General features: G+C 34.1%; 8 protein-coding genes. 2 read left to right on the top strand and 6 right to left on the bottom strand.

Annotated features, from left to right (window positions below):
* Positions 1-50: 50 nt before the first annotated feature.
* Both Q1A46_RS16585 and Q1A46_RS16580 read right to left on the bottom strand, forming a co-directional pair.
* Positions 51-830, bottom strand: a complete 780-nt coding sequence (locus Q1A46_RS16585; protein ID WP_299681383.1) for a class I SAM-dependent methyltransferase — start codon at positions 828-830, stop codon at positions 51-53.
* A gap of 6 nt (positions 831-836) precedes the next feature.
* Positions 837-3,362, bottom strand: coding sequence for a lipopolysaccharide assembly protein LapB (locus tag Q1A46_RS16580; protein WP_299681380.1), 2,526 nt, complete (start codon positions 3,360-3,362; stop codon positions 837-839).
* On the opposite strand from Q1A46_RS16580, the gene Q1A46_RS16575 reads away from it, so the two are divergent.
* Both Q1A46_RS16575 and Q1A46_RS16570 read left to right on the top strand, forming a co-directional pair.
* Positions 3,346-3,600: a hypothetical protein gene (locus Q1A46_RS16575; protein ID WP_299681377.1), complete on the top strand. Its 255-nt coding sequence runs from the start codon at positions 3,346-3,348 to the stop codon at positions 3,598-3,600. The two genes, Q1A46_RS16580 and Q1A46_RS16575, sit on opposite strands and share 17 nt — an antisense overlap.
* A 345-nt stretch (positions 3,601-3,945) precedes the next feature.
* Entirely contained in the window at positions 3,946-4,296 is a 351-nt protein-coding gene (locus tag Q1A46_RS16570; protein ID WP_299681374.1) for a hypothetical protein, read from the top strand.
* Between the two features lie 88 nt (positions 4,297-4,384).
* Here Q1A46_RS16570 and Q1A46_RS16565 read toward each other — a convergent pair whose 3' ends face one another.
* The 4 genes from Q1A46_RS16565 to Q1A46_RS16550 form a co-directional block, all read right to left on the bottom strand.
* On the bottom strand, positions 4,385-5,326 hold the full coding sequence (locus tag Q1A46_RS16565) for a type IX secretion system membrane protein PorP/SprF (protein ID WP_299681371.1): 942 nt from the start codon (positions 5,324-5,326) through the stop codon (positions 4,385-4,387).
* 23 nt (positions 5,327-5,349) lie between these two features.
* The gene (locus Q1A46_RS16560) at positions 5,350-22,938 is read right to left on the bottom strand and encodes a PKD-like domain-containing protein (RefSeq protein WP_299681368.1); all 17,589 of its coding nucleotides are present in this window, start codon (positions 22,936-22,938) and stop codon (positions 5,350-5,352) included.
* 244 nt (positions 22,939-23,182) lie between these two features.
* Positions 23,183-24,139 carry a type IX secretion system membrane protein PorP/SprF gene (locus Q1A46_RS16555; RefSeq protein WP_299681365.1) on the bottom strand — a complete coding sequence of 319 codons (957 nt, stop codon included), beginning with the start codon at positions 24,137-24,139 and terminating at the stop codon, positions 23,183-23,185.
* Between the two features lie 19 nt (positions 24,140-24,158).
* Positions 24,159-26,942, bottom strand: a 2,784-nt coding sequence (locus Q1A46_RS16550) for an MBG domain-containing protein (protein WP_299681362.1), incomplete at its 5' end; no start/stop codon positions are given.

Raw genomic sequence — 26,942 nt, 5'->3', positions numbered from 1 at the left:
ATTATTAAAAAAAGACTCTCCAAATGGAGAGTCTTTCTGTTTTCTAATTTTTATTTTTCTAAAATGCAAAAGAAATCTAGCGTTTCCGCTGAATAAGCATTTAAAGTATAATCTTCGGAATTAATATCAATAACTTCTGATTTGTGTTGTTTTAAAAGCTTTTTTCTATTCATTCTATTCAATAATTCATAAGGAATTTTGAGTATCCAAGCAGGTAATTTTTCATGTAAACTGAAAACATCTAACTTCAAAATTTTTAATACTGAAGCCTCGTTATTTCTATAATACACATCTGTTTTACTATTCCCTTCAATTCCTTTTATGGAAATATTAGTAAATACCTTACTTAAAACTCCTTTAAGTTCTTCATGTTTATATTCTCTGTAATGCCATGGATTTCTAACTATGGTTTTATCTGCATTTGGTGTGGTTAAAAAAGCTTTTCCTCCTGGTTTTAGAACCCTAAAAATTTCACTTAAAAACAACGCATCGTTTTTAATATGTTCTATAACTTGAAAAGAAACTATAGAATCGAAAGAATTATCGGGTATATTTTTTAATGGTGGAATTCTTTGCTGAATGACATCTGCTTCTGGATATTTACCTTTTAATGACGTTACCGAATAACCAGATTTATCTATAAGTGTAAGTTGAGATGCTTTTGAATGGTAAATTGCTACTCCATAACCTTCACCACAACCAATTTCGAGTGTATTTCCCTTAATTAAATCTTTTACAACTTCGTAAGCTTTTCTAGTTCTGAGATATAAAGGTCGATCTGAAATTATTTTGGAAGATGTAACTTCTGTTGAGAAAAAATATTTTAACATGTATATTTAGTAAGGCCAGTTTGTATTATACCATTTTTGAAATCTAACTTCAATAGCTTTTGCATCTTCTTTAAGTGTGTTTCCTTTTTCTAAATTCAGATCGGAAAACTGATGAATCATTTGAAAATACATTGTTTTCAATCGATTTGCATATCGAACATTTATAATAGGGTTTGGTGGATTAAAAGAAATCAACCATTCTAATTCTTCTTTAAGATTCTTAATTGCTGTTAAACAAATTTCTTCTCCTTTTTTAGAATCATTTACTCTGAAATATAATTTTCCAATTGCAAAGGCATATTGTTTAAACGGCACCGTAGCATTAGGAAAAATTTGAACACTTGTATTTAAAATATCTTTAGCTTTTTCAACTTGATTTTCTTCTAATAATGCTTGCGCCAAGAAGTAATAATTTCGTCTTAAAATTTGCTGCGCATAAGCTCGATTTTCATAATCTATAAAAGCATCTGTATCAATAAAATCTTTAAATTGAACATCTTCTTTAAATAAATTATATGATGTTTCTGTATCTACAATTTTAGGATTCAATCCGTTTTTAGCTCTAATCACTGGTGCTAATAATTCTACCATTCCTTTCTGAATTGTAAATTGTTTTAAGCCAACATAATGATTTGTATTTCCATTTATCGCAAAAGCAATTGGTCTTTCATTAATGTTTTCTTGAACAATATTTAAAACACTTAAATCATTTATTCCATAAATATCTTTCGAATATTTCCAGTTAATTTTATCAATAAATTTCAGTTGTAATTTATCTGTATTTAATTGTTTAGCAAATTGTAATGTATCTACAGAAATAGAAAACACATCTGAAGGTATGTAATGAATTTGCTTATTATAAATCGTTTTTGCTGATTTCGGATTCGCTAAAAACTGAAACAACATATCTAAATTGACAGGTTGATTTGTTTCTTTTTGTAATGGTAAAACTTCTTGCGGACCTTTTTTGTAAATATGTTTCGGAAGTGAAACTTTAATTCCTTTTGAAGTATTCATCGTTAACTTTAACTTTTCGATATACCAATCTAAATTCAACTGATCGAAATTCACAACTCTTACATCTGTTCTATAATTTTCAACTTCTTGCAAATACCATAACGGAAATGTCATGTTATCTCCATTCGTAATTAAAATCGTGTTAAGCGGACAAGAATCTAAATATCCTTTAGCAAAATCTCTCGCAAAAGTATCGTTTTGTCTATTATGATCATCCCAACCTTTTACCAGAAGCTGTGCCGGTACTGCAATTAACATCAATAAAGATACTCCAACTTTTAAAACTTTTTTATTTGAAATGAAAGAAAACCATTGATATAATTGTGTTACTGCTAAACCAATCCAAATACAAAATGGAATAAAAGAACCGATGAAAATGTAATCACGTTCTCTAATTAAAATACTCGAAGGTGTTGGGTTTACGTATAATGTGATTCCTAAACCAAAAGTGAAAAAGAACAATAATGAAGTAAAGAAATGTACTGGACTTTTCCTAAGGAAAAACAAACCTAAAAGTCCGAAAATAAAAGGTAAAAAATAGTAAACATCTTTACTTAAATCATTCTTATAATACTCAGGAATTTTAGACGATTCCCCTACTCTATTCGCATCTAAAAACTCGAAGCCGCTAATCCAATTTCCATTAAGAATTGTTCCTGCTCCTTTATTATCATTTTGTTTACCAGTGAAATTCCAAAATAAATACCTTAAATACAACCAGTTTACTTGATAATTATAAAAGAAACTCAAGTTTTCTTTAAATGTTGGTTTATATATTTTCTGATTTTTATCCATTATCGGATAAACAATAGATTCACCTTTAACCGTTGTCCATGTATTATAACCAGAAATATCAGCAGGTTTTGTACTAAACATTCTAGGAAAAAAAGTACTGAATTCTCTAGCGAAGTTTTCTTGACTTAAAACTCCGTCATCAACTTCAATATATTGCTTCTTTTCTTGATCATAATAAAACTTTGGTTTTCCGTTAACCAAAGGTCTATACTTATCTAAAGGTGCATTAAAATAATATCCTTTTAACAAAGGAATAGTACTCACACCAAACTGTTCGGCTTTTATATACTTGAGTAATTCTAAACTGTTTGAAGGATTATTTGAAATTGGTGTATTAGCGTTGGCTCTAATCACACTAGCTCCATACGGACTAATTCCAATGTAAAAAAACAATAAACATCCACTAAAAAAAAGTAATCTTTTATTATTCTTATATACTGAAAATCCGAACATTATAAACAATGTAATTATCAGTAAAGAATACAGAATTACTAATCCACTATTTACTTGAAAGCTTAGTGTATTTACAAAGAACATATCCAACTGTAATGCTACTTTTAAAAATCCTTGAAGTGCTAATCCGTAAATCAATAAAAATAGAAATACACCACCACCTAAACCGATTACTATATTTTTTATCGAAAGTTTATACTTTTTTCGAACAAATATCAGTGAAATTGGTATTACTATAGATATGTTTAATTTGACTTTAACAGACAATACATTAGCTTTATCTAATGATGCTACTTCAGTTGATTTAGCTAAGTACTTAGATAACACAGATGCGCAAACAATTGCTTTATCGGGAACGAACCTAAGTATTGTTAACGGAAATACAATCGATCTGTCTAGCTTACAAGATGGAACTGGAACTGATAATCAAACCTTAACTTTATCTGGTGCTACTTTAAGCATTGCTAATGGAAATAGTGTTGATTTATCAAGTTTACAAAGTTGAACTGCTACAGATTCTCAAACATTAACTGTATCTGGTACTACTTTAAGTATAGAAAATGGTAATACTGTAGATCTATCAAATCTACAAGATGGAACAGGAACAGATAATCAAACTTTAGAATTAACAAACAATAATTTAAGTATTCGAGACGGTAATTCAATAGATTTATCTGCTTATGTAAATTCTGATAGTCAAAACCTAACTGCTGCAACATTATCAGGTACAGATTTAACAATAGAAATTGAAAATGGTGCTTCTGTATCTGTAGACTTAGCTCCTATCGTTTCAGATTTACAGTCAGAGTTAACAACACCTCAAATACAACTTGCAAAATTACAGTCTCAAATGACAGATGTATTATCGCGTATAGAAACTATAGAAAGTTGTGCTTGTGATGCTACATTAACTATTGGTGGTAACACGCAAACAAAACAAAAAAGTGCTAAGTTATATCAGAATATTCCAAATCCTTTTAGTAGTACTTCAACTATTAAGTACTCTTTACCTCACGATATTAATAGTGCTTCTATGGTTTTTACAAATGCTGTTGGTAAAGTAATTTCTAAAATAAACATAGAAGATCGTGGTGAGAGTGAATTGAATATTAATAGTGATAAATTACCTATCGGAGTTTATCATTATACACTTATTGTAAATAATATAAAAATAGACAGCAAGCGAATGATTATAAAGTAAGTTGTTTAATTACGTAGTTTTTTCATACAAAAAGCATCGCCAAATGGCGATGCTTTTTTAATATGTAATTCTTACTTTAAACCTTTCTTTAGAAAAATCTAGGAGATTTCATAATTCGATCTCTTGCAATATCCCAACGTATCATTAATTCATAAGTTCCAGAATTGTAATTACTGTAGTTTGATGTTGTTAAATCGTAAGCGAATCCTATATTTAAATTCTCGGTAGCTTGTAAACCTATTAAAGCACTTATCGAATCGTCCCATCTCCATGCTAATCCTGCTGTGAATTTTTCATTGAATAAAAAATTACCCGATACATCTATCGATAAAGGTGCTCCATTTACAACCTTTACTAAAGTTGCTGGTTTAAACTTTATATTCTCACTCAAATCGAAAACATATCCGAAAATACCAAAGAAGTGTAAACGCTCTTCTGCTAAATCTCCGTTTCCATTGGAAACCGTAGCAATTGTATCATCATAATGATTTGTCCTTAAAATATTAGGAATAGAGATTCCTGCATACCAATTCGATTTATAAAAATAAATCCCTGCTCCTATCGTTGGTAAAAACTCACTTACATTTTGATCGAAAATTCGTTCTTGTTGTAAAGCCGTTCCTTTACTCCAATCTATCGCTAAATGCCTTCCTCCTAATTTTAAACCAAATGCTAAGTTACTATTCTCACTAAATCGAACTGTGTAAGAAATATTTGCATCCAAATAAATCTCTTGAGCTGGACCAATTTGATCATTGGTTAAATTGACTCCTAAACCTACTCCACTATATCCTAAAGGCGTATCATAACTTAAAGTTTGTGAATCTGGTGCTCCTGCTAAACCAACCCACTGTGTTCTTCCCAATAATGTAATTACTGTATGATCATTAGATCCTGCGTAAGCCGGATTAACACTCATCGTGTTATACATATATTGGGTATACTGAGGATCTTGTTGTGCTTCTATTTTATTTATTAAGAAGACAAATATTAAACTTAATATTAATTTATAAATTATTCTTTTATTCATTTTCAACATTATTATTTTAAGACTTATCTATTTATGTATAACCATCCTGTTCTTGGCTTTTCACCATTTCCTGGATCTATCACATAATAATAAGTTCCTACTGGTAACTTTTGATCTACTGTAATTGTTGCTCTTCCGTTTGAAATACCTTCGAATCGTCTAGAAGAATCTGTATTACTATATCCTTTTATTTTGAAAACAGTATTACCCCATCTATTAAAAATTTCAACTGTATTATTTGCATACTCAGGATTATCAATACACTTAATAAAGAATACACTATTATTGGTATTACCGTCTCCTGGAGACATTAAGTTATATGGATTTAAACATTCATCATTATCACAATTAGCTCCTTCAATAGGATCACAAGGATCATTAGGGTTTGAAGTTGGTCCGTCTGTAAAACTTGTAGGATCAAAAGGTGTATTCGGATCATCAACTCCAGTTACTTCTTCTCCATCTGTTAACCCATCTCCATCAGAATCTGGATTTAAAGGATCTGTACTAGCATCAATTTCATCTTCATTAGTTAATCCATCGTTATCACAATCTAAAGCAAGCCAATTCGGAGTAACAATTAAAATATCTTGATTTGAAGCATCATACGAACAAGGATCATTCGGATCTGTACCATCTGTAACTTCATCTTCATTTGTAACTCCGTCTCCATCACAATCAGCAGATAACCAAGCTCCACTTTGGGTTAAAGTAATAGAACTTAAATTAGACGAACATGGATCATTCGGATCTGTACCATCTGAAACTTCATCTCCATTTGTAACTCCATCTCCATCACAATCTGCTAATAACCAAGCTCCACTTTGGGTTAAAGTAATAGAACTTTGATTTACAGAACAAGGATCATTTGGATCTGTACCATCTGAAACTTCATCTCCATTTGTAACCCCGTCGCCATCACAATCGGCTAATAGCCAAGCTCCGCTTTGAGTTAAAGTAATAGAACTTTGATTTACAGAACATGGGTCATTTGGATCTGTACCGTCTGAAACTTCATCTCCATTTGTAACCCCGTCTCCATCACAATCAGCTAATAACCAAGCTCCGCTTTGAGTTAAAGTAATAGAACTTATAACAAAAGAACATGGATCATTTGAATCTGTACCATCTGAAACTTCTTGACCATTTGTAACTCCATCGCCATCACAATCAGCTAATAACCAAACTCCTCCTTGAGTTAAAGTAACTGAACCAATAACGAAAGAACAAGGATCACTCGGATCTGTTCCATCTGTAATTTCTTGACCATTAGTAACTCCATCGCCATCACAATCGGCAGATAGCCAAATTCCTCCTTGTGCTAAGGTTATTGATGTTGAATTAAAAGAACATGGATCATTTGAATTTGTACCATCTGTAATTTCTTGACCATTGGTAACTCCGTCTCCATCACAGTCTGCTAATAACCAAGCTCCTCCTTGTGGTAATATTACAGAAGTAGTATTTAAAGAACAAGGATCATTCGGGTCTGTACCATCTGTAATTTCCTGACCATTTGTAACTCCATCTCCATCACAGTCAGCAGATAACCAAATTCCAGTTTGTGTTAAAGTAATTGAACTCGAATTTACAGAACAAGGATCATTTGGATTTGTACCATCTGTAACTTCATCTCCATTTGTAACTCCATCTCCATCACAATCGGCTAATAACCAATCACCTGTTTGAGTTAAAGTAACTGAACTTAAATTTGATGAACAAGGATCATTTGGATTTGTACCATCTATAATTTCATTTCCATTTGTAACTCCATCTCCATCACAATCAGCTAATAACCAATCACCTGTTTGAACTAACGTAATTGAACTCGGATTTACAGAACAAGGATCATTTGGATTTGTTCCATCTGAAATTTCATCTCCATTTGTAACACCATCTCCATCACAATCGGCTAATAACCAATCACCTGTTTGAACTAACGTAATTGAACTCGAATTTACAGAACAAGGATTATTTGGATCTGTTCCATCTGAAATTTCATCTCCATTTGTAACACCATCTCCATCACAATCTGCTAATAACCAATCATCTGTTTGAGATAAAGTAATTGAACTCGAATTTACAGAACAAGGATCATTTGGATTTGTACCATCTGAAATTTCATCTCCATTTATAACTCCGTCGCCATCACAATCAGCAGATAACCAATCTCCTCCTTGAGTTAAAGTAATTGAACTCGAATTTACAGAACAAGGATTATTTGGATCTGTCCCATCTGAAATTTCTTGTCCGTTTGTAACTCCATCGCCGTCACAATCTGCTAGTAACCAATCTCCTGTTTGAGCTAGAGTAATTGAACTTAAATTCACAGAACACGGATCGTTTGGATTGGTTCCATCTGAAATTTCTTGTCCGTTTGTAACTCCATCGCCATCACAATCAGCAGATAACCAATCTCCTCCTTGAGTTAAAGTAACTGAACTTAAATCAAACGAACATGGATCTGTAGGATCTGTACCGTCAATAATTTCTTGTCCATTTGTAACTCCATCTCCATCACAATCTCCCATTTGCCATATTGTATTGTTTATATCTGCCACTGGTGTTCCACTAAACGAACAAGGATCTGTAGGGTCACTAGTTCCTGAAGGAACACCAACAGTAGTTGGATCATCAATACCTGTAGTTTCTTCACAATCTGTTAAACCATCTCCATCACTATCTATTGCTGGACCTACGGTAATAGTAAACACTGGTGAATTTACAGAATTACACGTATTAGCATCAGTTACGATATAAGAAATATCCACTGTTCCAAAAGTAATTCCTGTTACTACACCATTAGTATCTACAGTTGCAATACTAGTATCAGATGATGTCCATAAAATACTAGCACCAGTAGTTCCTTCAGTTAAATTAATTGTTTCTCCAATACAAACTTCATTAGCTCCTGAAATTGGTAAAGCTTCTGGTCTTGAACGAACGGTAACTGTATATGTAAATGAATTTCCATCACAGCCATTTAAACCTATTGGAGTTATTGTATAAATAACTGTTTGATCACTTCCACTAGTGTTTATTAAAGTATCTGTGATAGATGTTGATGCTCCTCCAGAAAGTGTTTCTCCTGTTACATTTGGATTATCTGTTGCAAACCAAGTAAAAGTTGAACCTGAAAGATTAACATCAGAAGTTAAATCATGATTTAGTGCAGTACCACTACAAACAATATCTGTTGGAGCAATAGCATTAAAAGGCTCAGGGTTAACTGTAACAATTACATCAAAAGTTTCTCCGTCACAAGCTGTTCCATCATTTATAGTAACTGTATAAGTTATTGTTACCGGAGATCCTGTTGTATTTATATAAGTATCAGTAATATTTGTAGCTCCAGGAACTGTTCTATTTGAAGCAGCTGGAACATTTGCTGGATCTGAAGATACTACTGTATATGTTGCTGTAAATGAATTAATCGCAATATTTAACTCTTCTTTAGAACATACTTGTTCAATAAAATTTGGAAAAGGTGGAGATACTATATGTAACCTTACTTCTTCTCTAACTGGATTTACACAAGAACTTGTCGTATCTGTAATTTCTGCATAAAAAGATATAGGTGCATTTACGGTATTGGTTATTGGATTTGTAACAATGTTACCTCCAGTTGGAGCATCATACCAAACTACAGAAATATTTGATCCAAATGTAATTCCATTGTTAGCATTTAACGTTTGAACAGGACTTTGAACACATTCAATAATATCTGTTACTGTTGTTAATATTGGATTTGGATTTACAATTACTGTTTCTGAATTGGTGAGATTAACTGTACACGTAGTTGAATTATATGATAGAGAAATTAAATTTACTGTTGTATCTGAAGTTGTATTAGAAACTGAAATTGTTGTATTACCTGTAGCATCCAATGTTACAGTTTGATTAGCATTTCCATTTACATTATAAGTTAATACACTATTAGCAGAACCTGAAATATTGAACTCTGCTATATCTCCTTCACAAACTGGTGAATTTGTAGTTAAGGAAGTTAAAACTGGTTCTGGATTTACAGTTACTGTATATGTGAAAGTATCTCCAACACATCCGATAGCACTTATTGGTGTAATTGAATATATTACTGTTTGAACACTTCCACTTACATTTACTAAAGTATCTGTAATACTAGTAGTTGTGGTATTAGTTAATGTTTCTCCTGTAACATTAGGATTATCAGAAGCTATCCAATTAAATGTTGTTCCACTCAAATTAACATCTGTAGATAAATTATGATTCAACATAGTACTACTACAAATTGTATCTGTTGGAAGTGTATTATTATTTGGTTCTGGATTTACAGTTACTGTATATCTAAATGGTTGTCCGACACAACCGTTACCACTTGTAGGCGTAACTGTATAAACAACTGTTTGTACTGAACCACTTGTATTTGTTAAAATATCTGTAATTGTAGCTGTATTTGATACCGTAGTTGTTTCTCCTGTAACAAAACCATTGTCAGCAGCTATCCAACTAAATGTTGCTCCACTTAAGTTTACATCTCCATTTAAATCATGATTTAAAACTTCATCACTACAAATAATATCTGTAGATGGAGAAACATTAAAAGGTTCTGGATTTATAGTTACTGTATATGTATAAGAATTTCCTATACAACCACTTGAACTAGTTGGAGTAATTGTATAAATTACTGTTTGAACACTTCCACTTGTGTTTATTAATGTATCTGTAATACTAGCAGAATTACTATTTGTAACAGTTTCTCCGGTAACATTTGGATTATTAGTAGCAACCCAATTAAAACTCACTCCTGAAAGATTTACATCTCCAGATAAATCGTGATTTAAAGTTTCATTACTACAAACTATAGAAGCAGGTTCTATAGCATTAAAAGGTTCTGGATTTACAGTTACTGTATATGTAAACGAAGTTCCTAAACAACCATCTGTACTAGTTGGAGTAATTGTGTAAATTACTGTTTGAACACTTCCACTTGTATTTATTAATGTATCAGAGATAATTCCTGATGCAGAATTCGTAGTGGTTTCTCCAGTTACATTTGGATTATCTGAAGCAATCCAATTAAAACTTACTCCTGAAAGATTTACATCTCCAGATAAGTCATGATTCAATGTTGATTTACTACATACCACAGATACTGGAAGAACTGCATTAAAAGGTTCTGGATTTACAGTTACTGTATACGTATATAAATCTCCTATGCATCCTAAAGGACTTGTCGGAATAATGGAATAAGTAACTGTTTGTATAGTTCCACTAATATTTATTAAAGTATCAGTAATAGATGAATCTGTTGAACTTGATAATGTTTCTCCTGTAATATTAGGATTATCAATTGCAGACCAACTAAATGTAGTTCCAGCAATATTTACATCTGAAGTTAAATTATGATTTAAAGCTAAATTACTACATGAAATTTCAGTTGGTAATGTTGCCACAAATGGTTTAGGATTAACAGTTACTGTATAAGTATATGAAGCTCCTGAACACCCTTCAGAACTAGTTGGTGTTATAGTATACTCAACTGTTTGTACAACTCCACTTGTATTTACCAACATATCTGTAATAGAAGAAGCTGTTCCTCCTGATATTGTTTCTCCAGTTACGTTTGGATTATCAATTGCAAACCAACTAAATGTATTTCCTGAAGTATTAACATCTGAAGTTAAATCATGGTTTAAAATAGTATCACTACAAATTATATCTGCTGGAGATGAACTATTGAAAGGTTCTGGGTCTACAGTTACTATTACATCAAAAGTTTCTCCATCACATGCAGTTCCATCGTCAATTGTAACCGTGTAAGTAATTGTTACTGGTGTACCTGTCGTATTCATATAACTATCTGTAATGTTTGCAGCCGCAGCTATTGTTCTATTTGACGCAGGCGGAACATTAGTTGGATCAGAAGATGAAACAGTATATATAGCAGTAAACGAATTAATTGCAATATTTAAATTCTCTCTTGAACATACTCTCTCTACAAAATTCGGAAATGGTGGAGATATAATATGTAATCTCACTTCTTCTCTAACAGGATTTACACATGAAGTTGTAGTATCAGTAAGTTCTGCATAATATGATACAGGTACATTTTCTGTATTAGTTGTTGGATTTGTGATTATATTTCCTCCAGTCGGAGCGTCATACCAAACTACAGAAATATTAGCCCCGAAAGTTATTCCATCATTTGCATTTAATGTTTGAATTGGACTTTCAATACATTCTATGATATCTGATACTGTAGTTAATGTTGGATTTGGATGAACTGTTATTGTTTCAGAATTGGTTAAGTTTATTGAACAGCTTGTACTACTAAATTCTAATGAAATTAAGTTTATTGTTACATCTGAAGTAGCACCAAAACTTGAAATCGTAGTACTACCTGAACTATCTAAGGTTACTGTTTGATTTCCATTTCCATTTAAATTATAAGTTAAAATACTGTTTGCTGAACCTGTAATAGTAAATTCTGCTGTATCTCCTTCACAAATTGGTGAATTATTTGATAAAGAAATAAATACTGGCAATTCATTGATGATTACTTCTGACTCATTTGAAGTTACTGAATTACATCCTGATCCTGTGTCACTAATTACAACTCTATAATAGGTAGTACCTGAAGCTGTCGTAACTGGTGTATAGCTTGAACTATTGGCTCCGGAAATATCTGTAAAAGTTCCTCTACTTGTAGCTGAACTCTGCCATTGATACGTTAATCCATTTACTCCTCCATTTGCTGTGACTGATAAATCTGTCGGTGTAGCACCAACACAAATTGTTTGACTTGCTAAAGGTTGTCCTGTAATTGTTGGATCTACATTGATGATTACTTCTGACTCGTTTGAAGTTACTGAATTACATCCTGATCCTGTATCACTAATTACAACTCTATAATACATAGTTCCTGAACTAGTTGTAACTGGTGTATAGCTTGAACTATTGGCTCCTGAAATATCTGTAAAAGTTCCTCCACTGGTAGCTGAACTTTGCCATTGATATGTTAATCCATTTACTCCGCCATTTGCTGTGACTGATAAATCTGTCGGTGTTGCGCCAACACAAAGTGTTTGACTTGCTAAAGGTTGACTTGTAATTGTTGGATCTGCATTAATGATTACTTCCGACTCATTTGAGGTTACTGAATTACATCCTGATCCTGTATCGCTAATCACAACTCTATAATACGTGGTTCCTGAACTGCTAGTTACTGGTGTATATGTTGAACTGTTCGCTCCGGAAATATCAGCAAAGGTTCCTCCGCTTGTAGCTGAACTCTGCCATTGATACGTTAATCCATCAACTCCGCCAGTTGCTGTGACTGATAAATCTGTCGGTGTTGCGCCAACACAAATTGTTTGACTTACTAAAGGTTGACTTGTAATGGTTGGATCTGCATTGATGATTACTTCTGACTCATTTGAAGTTACTGAGTTACATCCTGATCCTGTATCGCTAATCACAACTCTGTAATACGTAGTTCCTGAACTAGTTGTAACAGGTGTATAACTTGAACTATTGGCTCCGGAAATATCAGTAAAAGTTCCTCCACTTGTAGCTGAAATTTGCCATTGATACGTTAATCCATCAACTCCACCAGTTGCTGTGACTGATAAATCTGTCGGTGTTGCGCCAACACAAAGTGTTTGACTTGCTAAAGGTTGACTTGTAATGGTTGGATCTGCATTGATGATTACTTCTGATTCATTTGAAGTTATTGAATTACATCCTGATCCTGTATCACTAATTACAACTCTGTAATACGTAGTTCCTGAACTAGTTGTAACAGGTGTATAACTTGAACTATTGGCTCCGGAAATATCAGTAAAAGTTCCTCCACTTGTAGCTGAAATTTGCCATTGATACGTTAATCCATCAACTCCACCAGTTGCTGTGACTGATAAATCTGTCGGTGTTGCGCCAACACAAAGTGTTTGACTTGATAAAGGTTGACTTGTAATTGTTGGATCTGCATTGATGATTACTTCTGATTCATTTGAAGTTATTGAATTACATCCTGATCCTGTATCACTAATTACAACTCTATAATACGTCGTTCCTGAACTAGTTGTAACTGGTGTATAACTTGAACTATTGGCTCCTGAAATATCAGCAAAAGTTCCTCCACTGGTAGCTGAACTCTGCCATTGATATGTTAATCCATTTACTCCGCCACTCGCTGTTACTGATAAATCTGTCGGTGCTGCACCAACACAAAGTGTTTGACTCGCTAAAGGTTGACTTGTAATTGTTGGATCTGCATTGATAATTACTTCTGACTCATTTGAAGTTACGGAATTACATCCTGATCCTGTATCGTTAATTACAACTCTATAATACGTCGTTCCTGAACTAGTTGTAACTGGTGTATAACTTGAACTATTGGCTCCTGAAATATCAGCAAAAGTTCCTCCACTGGTAGCTGAACTCTGCCATTGATATGTTAATCCATTTACTCCGCCACTCGCTGTTACTGATAAATCTGTCGGTGTTGCACCAACACAAAGTGTTTGACTCGTTAAAGGTTGACTTGTAATTGTTGGATCTGCATTGATAATTACTTCTGACTCATTTGAAGTTACGGAATTACATCCTGAGCCTGTATCACTAATTACAACTCTATAATAGGTCGTTCCTGAACTAGTAGTAACTGGTGTATATGTCGAACTGTTCGCTCCGGAAATATCTGTAAAAGTTCCTCCACTTGTAGCTGAACTCTGCCATTGATATGTTAATCCATCTACTCCGCCATTTGCTGTGACTGATAAATCTGTCGGTGTAGCTCCAACACAAAGTGTTTGACTTGCTAAAGGTTGACTTGTAATTGTTGGATCTGCATTGATGATTACTTCCGACTCATTTGAGGTTACTGAGTTACATCCTGATCCTGTGTCACTAATTACAACTCTATAATAGGTAGTTCCTGAACTAGTTGTAACTGGTGTATAACTTGAACTGTTCGCTCCGGAAATATCTGTAAAAGTTCCTCCACTTGTAGCTGAACTCTGCCATTGATATGTTAATCCATCTACTCCGCCAGTTGCTGTGATTGATAAATCTGTCGGTGTTGCGCCAACACAAAGTGTTTGACTTGATAAAGGTTGACTTGTAATGGTTGGATCTGCTTTGATGATTACTTCTGATTCATTTGAGGTTGCTGAGTTACATCCTGATCCTGTATCGTTAATTACAACTCTGTAATAGGTCGTTCCTGAACTGCTAGTTACTGGTGTATATGTTGAACTGTTCGCTCCGGAAATATCAGCAAAAGTTCCTCCACTGGTAGCTGAACTTTGCCATTGATACGTTAATCCATCAACTCCGCCATTTGCTGTGACTGATAAATCTGTCGGTGTTGCGCCAACACAAAGTGTTTGACTTGATAAAGGTTGACTTGTAATTGTTGGATCTACATTAATAACAACTTCCGACTCATTTGATGTTACTGAGTTACATCCTGATCCTGTGTCACTAATTACAACTCTATAATAGGTCGTTCCTGAACTGCTAGTTACTGGTGTATATGTTGAACTGTTCGCTCCAGAAATATCAGCAAAAGTTCCTCCACTGGTAGCTGAACTTTGCCATTGATACGTTAATCCATCTACTCCGCCACTTGCTATGATTGATAAATCTGTCGGTGTTGCGCCAACACAAATTGTTTGACTTACTAAAGGTTGACTTGTAATGGTTGGATCTGCATTGATGATTACTTCTGATTCATTTGAAGTTACTGAATTACATCCTGATCCTGTATCGCTTATAATCACTCTATAATAGGTAGTACCTGAAGCTGTCGTAACTGGTGTATATGTTGAACTGTTCGCTCCTGAAATATCAGCAAAAGTTCCTCCGCTGGTAGCTGAACTCTGCCATTGATACGTTAATCCATTTACTCCGCCACTTGCTGTGATTGATACATCTGTCGGTGTTGCGCCAACACAAAGTGTTTGACTCGTTAAAGGTTGACTTGTAATTGTTGGATCTGCATTGATGATTACTTCCGACTCATTTGAGGTTACTGAGTTACATCCTGATCCTGTATCACTAATCACAACTCTATAATAGGTAGTACCTGAAGCTGTTGTAACTGGTGTATATGTCGAACTGTTCGCTCCGGAAATATCAGCAAAAGTTCCTCCGCTGGTAGCTGAACTCTGCCATTGATACGCTAATCCATTAACTCCGCCATTTGCTGTGACTGATAAATCTGTCGGTGTAGCACCAACACAAAGTGTTTGAATCGTTAAAGGTTGACTTGTAATTGTTGGATCTGCATTGATGATTACTTCCGACTCATTTGAGGTTACTGAGTTACATCCTGATCCTGTATCACTAATTACAACTCTATAATACGTCGTTCCTGAACTAGTTGTAACTGGTGTATAACTTGAACTGTTCGCTCCGGAAATATCAGCAAAGGTTCCTCCACTGGTAGCTGAACTTTGCCATTGATAAGTTAATCCATCAACTCCACCATTTGCTGTGACTGATAAATCTGTCGGTGTAGCTCCAACACAAAGTGTTTGACTCGTTAAAGGTTGACTTGTAATTGTTGGATCTGCATTGATGATTACTTCCGACTCATTTGAGGTTACTGAATTACATCCTGATCCTGTATCACTAAGTATAACTCTATAATACGTCGTTCCTGAACTAGTTGTAACTGGTGTATATGTTGAACTGTTCGCTCCGGAAATATCTATAAAAGTTCCTCCGCTGGTAGCTGAACTCTGCCATTGATATATTAATCCATTTACTCCGCCACTCGCTGTTACTGATAAATCTGTCGGTGTAGCTCCAACACAAATTGTTTGACTTGCTAAAGGTTGACTTGTAATGGTTGGATCTGCATTGATGATTACTTCTGATTCATTTGAAGTTACTGAATTACATCCTGATCCTGTATCACTAATTACAACTCTATAATACGTAGTTCCTGAACTGGTTGTAACTGGTGTATATGTCGAACTGTTCGCTCCGGAAATATCTGTAAAAGTTCCTCCGCTGGTAGCTGAACTCTGCCATTGATACGTTAATCCATCTACTCCTCCATTTGCTGTGACTGATAAATCTGTCGGTGTTGCTCCAACACAAAGTGTTTGACTTGCTAAAGGTTGACTTGTAATTGTTGGATCTGCATTGATGATTACTTCTGACTCATTTGAGGTTGCTGAGTTACATCCTGATCCTGTATCGTTAATTACAACTCTGTAATAGGTCGTTCCTGAACTGCTAGTTACTGGTGTATATGTTGAACTGTTCGCTCCTGAAATATCTGTAAAAGTTCCTCCACTGCTAGCTGAACTCTGCCATTGATACGTTAATCCATTTACTCCGCCACTCGCTGTTACTGATAAATCTGTCAGTGCTGCACCAACACAAAGTGTTTGACTCGCTAAAGGTTGACTTGTAATTGTTGGATCTACATTAATAACAACTTCCGACTCATTTGAAGTTACTGAGTTACATCCTGATCCTGTATCGCTAATTACAACTCTATAATAGGTAGTTCCTGAACTAGTTGTAACTGGTGTATAACTTGAACTGTTCGCTCCGGAAATATCTATAAAAGTTCCTCCGCTGGTAGCTGAACTCTGCCATTGATACGTTAATCCATCTACTCCTCCATTTGCTGTGACTGATAAATCTGTCGGTGTGGCGCCAACACAAATTGTTTGACTCACTAAAGGTTGACTTGTAATGGTTGGATCTGCATTGATGATTACTTCTGACTCATTTGAGGTTGCTGAGTTACATCCTGATCCTGTATCGTTAATTACAACTCTGTAATAGGTCGTTCCTGAACTGCTAGTTACTGGTGTATATGTTGAACTGTTCGCTCCGGAAATATCTGTAAAAGTTCCTCCACTGGTAGCTGAACTTTGCCATTGATAAGTTAATCCATCTACTCCGCCACTTGCTGTGACTGATAAATCTGACGGTGTAGCTCCAACACAAAGTGTTTGACTTGCTAAAGGTTGACTTGTAATTGTTGGATCTGCATTGATGATTACTTCTGACTCATTTGAAGTTACTGAATTACATCCTGATCCTGTGTCACTAATTACAACTCTATAATAGGTCGTTCCTGAACTAGTAGTAACTGGTGTATATGTTGAACTGTTCGCTCCGGAAATATCAGCAAAGGTTCCTCCACTGGTAGCTGAACTTTGCCATTGATATGTTAATCCGTCTACTCCGCCATTTGCTGTGACTGATAAATCTGTTGGTGTTGCACCAACACAAATTGTTTGACTCGCTAAAGGTTGACTTGTAATTGTTGGATCTACATTAATGATTACTTCTGACTCATTTGAAGTTACTGAATTACATCCTGATCCTGTGTCACTAATTACAACTCTATAATAGGTCGTTCCTGAACTAGTAGTAACTGGTGTATATGTTGAACTGTTCGCTCCGGAAATATCAGCAAAGGTTCCTCCACTTGTAGCTGAACTCTGCCATTGATATGTTAATCCATTTACTCCGCCAGTTGCTGTGACTGATAAATCTGTCGGTGTTGCACCAACACAAAGTGTTTGACTCGCTAAAGGTTGACTTGTAATTGTTGGATCTACATTAATGATTACTTCTGACTCATTTGAAGTTACTGAATTACATCCTGATCCTGTATCACTAATTACAACTCTATAATAAATAGTTCCTGAACTAGTTGTAACTGGTGTATAGCTTGAACTATTGGCTCCTGAAATATCTGTAAAAGTTCCTCCGCTTATAGCTGAAATTTGCCATTGATACGTTAATCCATCAACTCCTCCATTTGCTGTGACTGATAAATCTGTCGGTGTTGCTCCAACACAAAGTATTTGACTCGCTAAAGGTTGACTTGCAATGGTTGGATCTGCATTGATGATTACTTCTGACTCATTTGAGGTTACTGAATTACATCCTGATCCTGTATCACTAATTACAACTCTATAATAAATAGTTCCTGAACTAGTTGTAACTGGTGTATAGCTTGAACTATTGGCTCCTGAAATATCTGTAAAAGTTCCTCCGCTTATAGCTGAACTTTGCCATTGATACGTTAATCCATCAACTCCTCCATTTGCTGTGACTGATAAATCTGTCGGTGTTGCTCCAACACAAAGTATTTGACTCCCTAAAGGTTGACTTGTAATGGTTGGATCTGCATTGATGATTACTTCTGACTCATTTGAGGTTACTGAATTACATCCTGAGCCTGTATCACTAATTATAACTCTATAATATGTCGTTCCTGAACTAGTTGTAACTGGTGTGTAAGTTGAACTGTTGGCTCCGGAAATATCTGTAAAAGTTCCTCCGCTTATAGCTGAACTCTGCCATTGATATGTTAATCCATTTACTCCGCCAGTTGCTGTGACTGATAAGTCTGTCGGTGTTGCGCCAACACAAAGTGTTTGACTTGCTAAAGGTTGACTTGTAATTGTTGGATCTGCATTGGTGATTACTTCTGATTCATTTGAGGTCAGATCAGTACAAATTCCACTAGCATCACCTATTATTACTCTATAATAAGTAGTTCCTGAACTAGTTGTAACTGGTGTATATATGGAACTGTTAGCTCCAGAAATATCTGCAAAGGTTCCTCCACTTGTAGTTGAACTTTGCCACTGATAAGTTAATCCATCTATACCACCTGTAACAGTTACTGATAAATCGGTTGGAGTTGCACCAACACAAATTGTTTGACTTGCTAAAGGTTGACTTATAATTGAAATTTCTGGTTTTAAAGTTACTGTATATGTAAAAGATGCACCTTGACAACTTGAACTGCTAGTTGGTATTATTGTATAGGTTACAGTTTGAGTACTACCGGAAATATTCACTAAAGTATCATTAATAATATTTCCTGAACCACCAGATACTGTTTCACCAATCACATTTGGATTATCAGTTGCTGTCCAAGTAAAACTACTTCCTGATATATTTACATCACTTGATAAATCGTGATTTAAAGTTATGCCACTACAAACTGTATCGGTAGGCGCTATAGTATTTGTTGGTTCTGGATTAATCGTAACTACAATATTAAATGTTTCTCCATTACATGCAGATCCGTCTGCAATAGTTACTGCGTAAGTAATGTTAACAGAGACTCCTGTAGTATTAACATAAGTATCAGTTATATTTCCTACCGTTGAAGTAGTTCTATCTGCTCCAGGAGGAACATTAATTGAATCATCTGAACTAACAGTATAAGTAGTTGCAAAAGAAAGCCCAATATTTAACGTCTCATTGGAACAAGCTGATTCTACTAAATCTGGAAACGGTGGTGCTACAATTTGTAACTTCACCTCTTCTCTTACAGAATTTACACACGATGTAGAAGTATCTGTTATTTCAGCAAAAAATGATGTAGGTGGATCTGTACTTGGACTTGTTGTATTTACAATTGGTGAAGCTACTATATTTCCTCCTATAGCTGCGTCATACCAAACAACATTTGTATTTGGATTTAATGTAATTGCATCATTAGCATTCAATGATTGTGTTCCCGACATATCATCACAAACAATAATATCACTTACACTTGCCAGAGTTGGACTTGGATTTACCGTTACTGTAGTTGTATTAGTCAAATTTACAACACAGTTTGTTGTAGAATTTTCTATTGAAACTAAATTAATTGTAACATCGCTTGTCACTGATGTTTCAGTTAGTGTAGCACTTCCACTTCCATTCAATAATAAAGTTTGATTTGAATTTCCATTAATATTATAAGTAACCTCTGCATTTGCTGTACCAGTAATTGTAAATTCAGCATTTTCACCTTCACAAACTGGCGAATTAGAAGTTAATGTTGATAAAACAGGTAATGGATTTACAGTTATTGAATACGCTGCTGATGGTAAAGAAGTACATCCATTTGCATCCGTTACCGTATATGTTATATCTGTTGTTCCAGCTGCTAATCCAGTTACTATACCACTCGCATTAACTGTTGCTACTCCTGTATCAGAGGAGTTCCATGTAATTGTTCCTGTTGTCCCTTCTGTTAAATCTACAGTACTATTAACACAAACTTCCGTTGGCCCTGTAATAGCATTGGCAATAGGAAGTGCATTAACAGTAATTGTTCCTGTAGCACTAACTGTATTACACCCTCCTGTTAATGGAATATCATAATTAAAAACTCCAGAACTTGTTGGTGTACCGCTTATTGTAATTACATTTCCACTCCAATTTGCAGTTACACCTGTTGGTAACCCTATTGGAGTACCTATACCTGTTGCTATTGTTGTATTATGTGTAATGTTAGTTAATGGTGTATTTACACAAAGTACAGGAGTACTTGAAGGAGCACTTGCAGTATTACAAGGATTAATAGTTACAGACTCACTTAAATCATCAGGTAAATTATTTACTTCACCTGCTATTTCTGTATAATTATAAGTTATTGTATTCGTTACAGTTCCAGAAGCATCATCTCTAGCTCTAGCTACAATTTCTAGTTCGAATTTATCTCCGGGATCCATACCACCAATATTCCAAGTCAATGGACCTGTACTAGAAAAAGTTGTTCCTGGTTCTGGATTTGCACTCACAAACTCTAATTCTGCAGGTAGAACATCCTCTATTACCACATTAGTTATCGGATCTACAGAAAAACTTTCTGCAGTAATAGTAAATGTAACATTACTTCCTGCATCAATAGGATCAACATCATCAACTTTTGTAACTTGTAATTCAGGATCACAACTAAAAAAAGTAACTACCGCAGAGTTATATTCACATCCTCCAAAATCTGTTACTCTAACAAAATAATTACCTACTCCATTTAAAGTAGGATCATAAGTTTGTAATGTTGGTCCACTAGCTAATAATGTTCCTGATATTTCATCAAAACCTTTATACCATGCATAATTTGCAAAACCTCCTGTAACCTCTTGTAAATTAGATCCTGGGTGACAACCTCCTCCAGTAATCTCTACTTCTACAACTGGAACTGTATCAAACCCTGAGAAATATCCAGCCAAACCTGCATTTGATCCTAAAGCCATAAAAGTTCCTACTGCAATTGGTCCTGGTGTTATTACCGAAATTTCTCCTGATAATCCAGGTACATAAAATGTTTTCCATTGTGGCGATCCTGTTCCATCGTTAACCAATGTAGGTGTAGGAGTAGTTATTTGAACATTATTTTGAAAAATTTGTATATCCGCATCGTTAATTAAAGTTGAAGCAACTATTGTAAGTGCTGAAATATTTGAATTCGTATTTGCAATATCTTGAATTTGAGGAATCTCTTCCAAAGAATTAGGTAACAAACAATTTACAGGTGCTATAAAGTTCATACCAACTGTTTGAATTCTATTTGTTTGTCCAGCTAAACATTGAAAAGCATATGCATCTTTACTGGTTCTAACATACATATTAGAACCTGGAGTATTTCCTGAATAGTTTGAACCTGGAATTTCTAAATATTCTCCATCATCAATATTACCAATTAAAGTATTTCCTACAAAAACATCGGTATCATCCTGAGTGGCTACAATAACTGGAAATTCAGTTCCATCATTTCCATCTCCTGCCCCTCTTATAAATACATATTCTCTACCTATAACATTTATAGGTACTGGCTGATCTATACCAACATCTCTAGCTTGTGAAGTAGAGCTGATACCAAAATTTAACCCTCCATTAGCAATAGCAATAGGTTCCGTTGATTCTATTTTTGCTCCTAACCATCCATCTACATTAGCAGCGTTTATTGTTGCATTAACTCCTCCTTGGTTTCTTACTGCTTCTAAAACATAAGTTTCTCCAGGCTGCATATTTGGAATCACAATTACATCACTCGTAATTCCATCTGGATCTGTTCCACTTCTAAAAGCACAATCTGGATTAAAACCAGAAATAGTTACCGTTGTATTAGGCGCAGTTGCCATAATACCTAAACTAGTACTGCTGTTAGCATTACTATGTCTATTCGCAATTCCTCCCCATCTAAACTCTTTACCCAAAGCTTTACTTCCTTTACAAGTTAAAGAACCTGCTTGAGCACTCGATCGTCCTCTATAATTTACATAAAACTTTTCACCTCCAGGAGCTTCAAATCGTAAACCCGCAGTTGTTAATACAACTCCTGTATTTCCATTATTTACTAATGTAATATTGTTATTACTATTTGCTAAAACCTGATCTACAAAAGCTCCAGCAGAATCATTTACATTATCTATTACAAATGGAGAGCCTTTTGATAAACTAGGTATTGTTAACCAAGGCGTAGCAGAAGTTCCTCTATATACATTAACTACAAAACCTGTAGTTTCAGGAGTAGATAAATAAATAGATTGTTGTTGAATAGCTGCACTACTATTATGATTTGCATTATTATTTGTTCCTGAAGTTTGTTTTAATGGAGGTAGATAATGTTGACTATCTAACTGAGAGTATCCAATATGAAATGAAGATAAAAAAATGAAAAACATTATGCTTAATAATGTATTCTTGTTTAATAGTTGAAAAACTATTTTTAGCATAACAAAGTTTTTATAATTGATATTAATAGGTTGATTTTGTAGATAAGAAGTCTCGTTAGACTCAGATACAGAATCTAACGTTAATCCACAATACGATGTGTTTAACTTTTGGTAGTCAAACATAGATTTTCGGGGGGTATTAAATTTGTTCCTAACCATGACCTCTAATCTTAACTTATGTTAAGATTTTGACACTATAAATTGAGGCAAAGTCACATTTATGTTAAAAATAGTTAATATTTTTAACACATAAAAACAAAATCATCTACATAACAACAAGTTAAGAGTTAAACATTACTATTTAACTCTTTTAATACTCTTGTTACTTTTATTTTAACCTAAAAGGTTCATTGGAATCTTAAGTGCTTTAATAATACTTAGGAGTTCTTCTAATTCTATCTATTAAATCGATATCATATAAAAACATAATTTCATGAGATCCATTGCTATTAAATGAGTTTCCTATAGAAAAATCATATGAATATCCAATCCTTAAATTTTTATTCAAATTTAAAGCAGCTATTAAAGCGACAGACTCTTTAATTCGATATGATATTCCAAGTTCAAAAATTTCATCAATAAAAGCAGTATTTGAAACATCTAATGCAACTGGTACTGTTGAAGAATATCGTAACATCATTGCTGGCTTCAGTTTTAATGAATTGCTAATTTCAAAAACATAACCTGAGCCTAAAAACACAGTACTATTTCTTGAAACTTGATTAGGATTATCTATTGAAGAATCAACTTCAAAAAAGTTTGTATTTAATATATTAGGAATAGAAGCACTTATAAAGAATTTCTCTTGAGAAAAAAACAAACCAAAACCTAAATTAAATTCTGTTCTATTATTGAAAACTGTGTTTAAACTTTCATTAGAATTAAATCGTAATAACGATTGATTTAAACTTTGAATTGATGTTCCAAATTTCAAACCAAAAGACAAAAAACCATCATTAGAAACTTCCAATTTGTAGGCTAAATCTCCGTAAAGATGAGTTTCTTTTAAAGGACCTAATTCAGTATAAATTGCAGAAAAACCTAATCCGAACGCTCTTTTTACTCCCAAAGGTGTGTGAATACCTAAAGTTCCCGTTCTTGGTGCTCCTTCTACTCCAACCCATTGTGTTCTTCCCATTATATTTATACTTAAAGAATTTTTAATTCCTGCATAAGCGGGATTTATAATATTCATATTGTATGTATACTGAGTAAACTGAGGATATTGTTGCCCACTTAGTTTTGACACTAAAAGAAAGCTTAATAATAATACACTACTTGTATAAAATTTAATCAAGTTATTTTCTCTTTTTAAGTTCTTCATCGTCTTCTTTTTTAGCTATTTATTCACGGTTTAAAAAGACCCATGTTGCTTTCGGTTCTTTGTCTCCGTTATTGTAGTTTAAAGAGAAATAATAGGTTCCTGTAGGAAGTTTCTCTCCTTTATACGTTCCATCCCACCAAATTGGTGTTGATCTAGTATCTCCGTTATGTTTATACTTATAAAGATTTGAGCCGTTTCTGTCAAAAAATTGAATTTCAAAATTTGGATATTTCTTTTCTAAATCTTTGATTTCAAATACATCATTAACTCCGTCTCCATTTGGAGTAAACACATTTGGAAACTCTATGTTTTCTGGAATTGCAGCTGTAATTTCAAATGAACTCGGTAAGAATGTGATATCATAATTCGTATTATCTAAATCTCCTTGTGTGATTTCATAAATTCCAACATTTTCACCTAATTCTCTTTCTAAATCACCGTTTAAAACATCTCCTGGATTTAAACTTCCTGAAGTAATTTGATACGTTAATATTGGATCAACATCACCATAAACTTTTGACTTTGCATCTGCTGTAACTGTGATTGATTTTGGCGTGATTGTTAAATCATCAGAAACATAAGTGATCGTATAATTAGAATTTGATAAACTTGAATTTATCACATAATCTCCAACATTTTCGCCTGCAACTCTGGTTAAACTTCCTGCTAAAACATCTCCTGGATTTAAACTTCCTGAAGTAATTTGATACGTTAAACTTGGATCGACATCACCATAAACTTTTGACTTTGCATCTGCTGTAATTGTAATTGATTTTGGCGTAATTGTTAAATCATCAGAAACATAAGTGATTGTATAATTAGAATTTGATAAACTTGAATTGATTGCATAATCTCCAACATTTTCGCCTGCCGCTCTGGTTAAACTTCCTGTTAAAACATCTCCTAAAATTAAACTTCCTGAGGTAATTTGATGCGTCAAACTTGGATCAATGTCTCCATAGACTTTTGACTTTGAATCCGCTGTAACTGTGATTGATTTTGGCGTGATTGTTAAATCATCAGAAATGTAAGTAATCGTATAATTTGGATGAGATAATGTAGAATTTATTACATAATCGCCAACATCTTCCCCTGCAACTCTGGTTAAACTTCCTGCTAAAACATCTCCAGGATTTAAACTTCCTGAAGTAATCTGATACGTCAAACTTGGATCGATATCTCCATAAACTTTTGATTTTGCATCCGCTGTAACTGTAATTGATTTTGGTGTGATTCTTAAATCATCAGAAACATAAGTGATGGTGTAATTAGAATTTGATAAACTTGAATTGATTGCATAATCGCCAACATCTTCACCTGCAATTCTGGTTAAACTTCCTGTTAAAACATCTCCAGGATTTAAACTTCCTGAAGTAATTTGATACGTCAATATTGGATCAGCATTTCCATAAACTTTGGTTTTTGCATCTGCTGTAACTGTGATTGATTTTGGTATGATGGTTAAATCATCAGAAACATAAGTAATTGTGTAATTAGAATTTGATAAACTTGAATTAATTGCATAATCTCCAACATTTTCTCCTACAAGTCTGGTTAAACTTCCTGTTAAAACATCACCCGAATTTAAACTTCCTGAAGTAATTTGATACGTCAAACTTGGATCAGCATCGCCATAAACTTTTGACTTTGCATCCGCAGTAACTATAATCGATTTTGGCGTGATTGTTAAATCATCAGAAACATAGGTGATTGTATAATTAGAATTTGATAAACTTGAATTAATCGCATAATCGCCAACATTTTCGCCTGCAACTCTGGTTAAACTTCCTGCTAAAACATCTCCAGGGTTTAAACTTCCTGAAGTAATCTGATACGTCAAACTTGGATCGATATCTCCATAAACTTTTGATTTTGCATCCGCTGTAACTGTAATTGATTTTGGTGTGATTCTTAAATCATCAGAAACATACGTAATTGTGTAGTTCGGATGAGATAAAGTACTATTGATTGCATAGTCTCCAACGGCTTCACCAACTACTCTTGTCAATCCTCCTGATAAAACATCTCCCGCTTCTAAGCTTCCTGTAGTAATTTGATACGTTAATAATGGATCAGCTGAACCGTATTCTTTGTTCTTTGCATCTGCTGTAATTGTAATTGGTTTTGCTAAAATCGTTAAATCATCAGAAACATAAGTGATTGTGTAATTCGGATGTGATAATGTACTATTGATTGCATAGTCACCAACAGCTTCTCCTGCGACTCTAGTCAATCCTCCTGATAAAACATCTCCTGTTTCTAAACTTCCTGTAGTAATTTGATACGTTAATAACGGATCAGCCGAGCCGTATTCCTTATTCTTTGCATCTGCTGTAATTGTGATTGGTTTTGCTGAAATAGTTAAATCATCAGAAACATAGGTAATTGTGTAATTCGGATGAGATAAAGTACTGTTGATTGCATAGTCACCAACAGCTTCTCCCGCTACTCTAGTCAAACCTCCTGATAAAACATCTCCTGTTTCTAAGCTTCCTGCAGTAATTTGATATGTCAATAATGGATCAGCTGAACCATATTCCTTATTCTTTACATCTGCTGTAATTGTGATTGGTTTTGCTGAAATAGTTAAATCATCAGAAACATAAGTGATTGTGTAATTCGGATGAGATAATGTAGAATTTATTACATAATCGCCAACATTTTCGCCTGCGACTCTGGTTAAACCTCCAGTTAAAACATCTCCAGGATTTAAACTTCCTGAAGTGATTTGATATGTCAATAATGGATCAGCTGAACCATATTCCTTATTCTTTACATCTGCTGTAATTGTGATTGGTTTTGC

It is taken from the genome of uncultured Tenacibaculum sp., from assembly GCF_947502995.1.
GTDB lineage: Bacteria > Bacteroidota > Bacteroidia > Flavobacteriales > Flavobacteriaceae > Polaribacter.
The sequence above is the reverse complement of the archived record's forward strand: the minus strand, read 5'-3'. Positions and strand labels throughout refer to the sequence as shown.

What these genes read in the sequence shown, in the direction of transcription:
- Q1A46_RS16570 (WP_299681374.1), top strand. Translation starts at nt 3,946, where the DNA reads ATGACAGATGTATTATCGCGTATAGAAACTATAGAAAGTTGTGCTTGT.
- Q1A46_RS16585 (WP_299681383.1), bottom strand. Translation starts at nt 830, where the DNA reads ATGTTAAAATATTTTTTCTCAACAGAAGTTACATCTTCCAAAATAATT.
- Q1A46_RS16560 (WP_299681368.1), bottom strand. Translation starts at nt 22,938, where the DNA reads ATGTTTGACTACCAAAAGTTAAACACATCGTATTGTGGATTAACGTTA.
- Q1A46_RS16555 (WP_299681365.1), bottom strand. Translation starts at nt 24,139, where the DNA reads ATGAAGAACTTAAAAAGAGAAAATAACTTGATTAAATTTTATACAAGT.
- Q1A46_RS16565 (WP_299681371.1), bottom strand. Translation starts at nt 5,326, where the DNA reads ATGAATAAAAGAATAATTTATAAATTAATATTAAGTTTAATATTTGTC.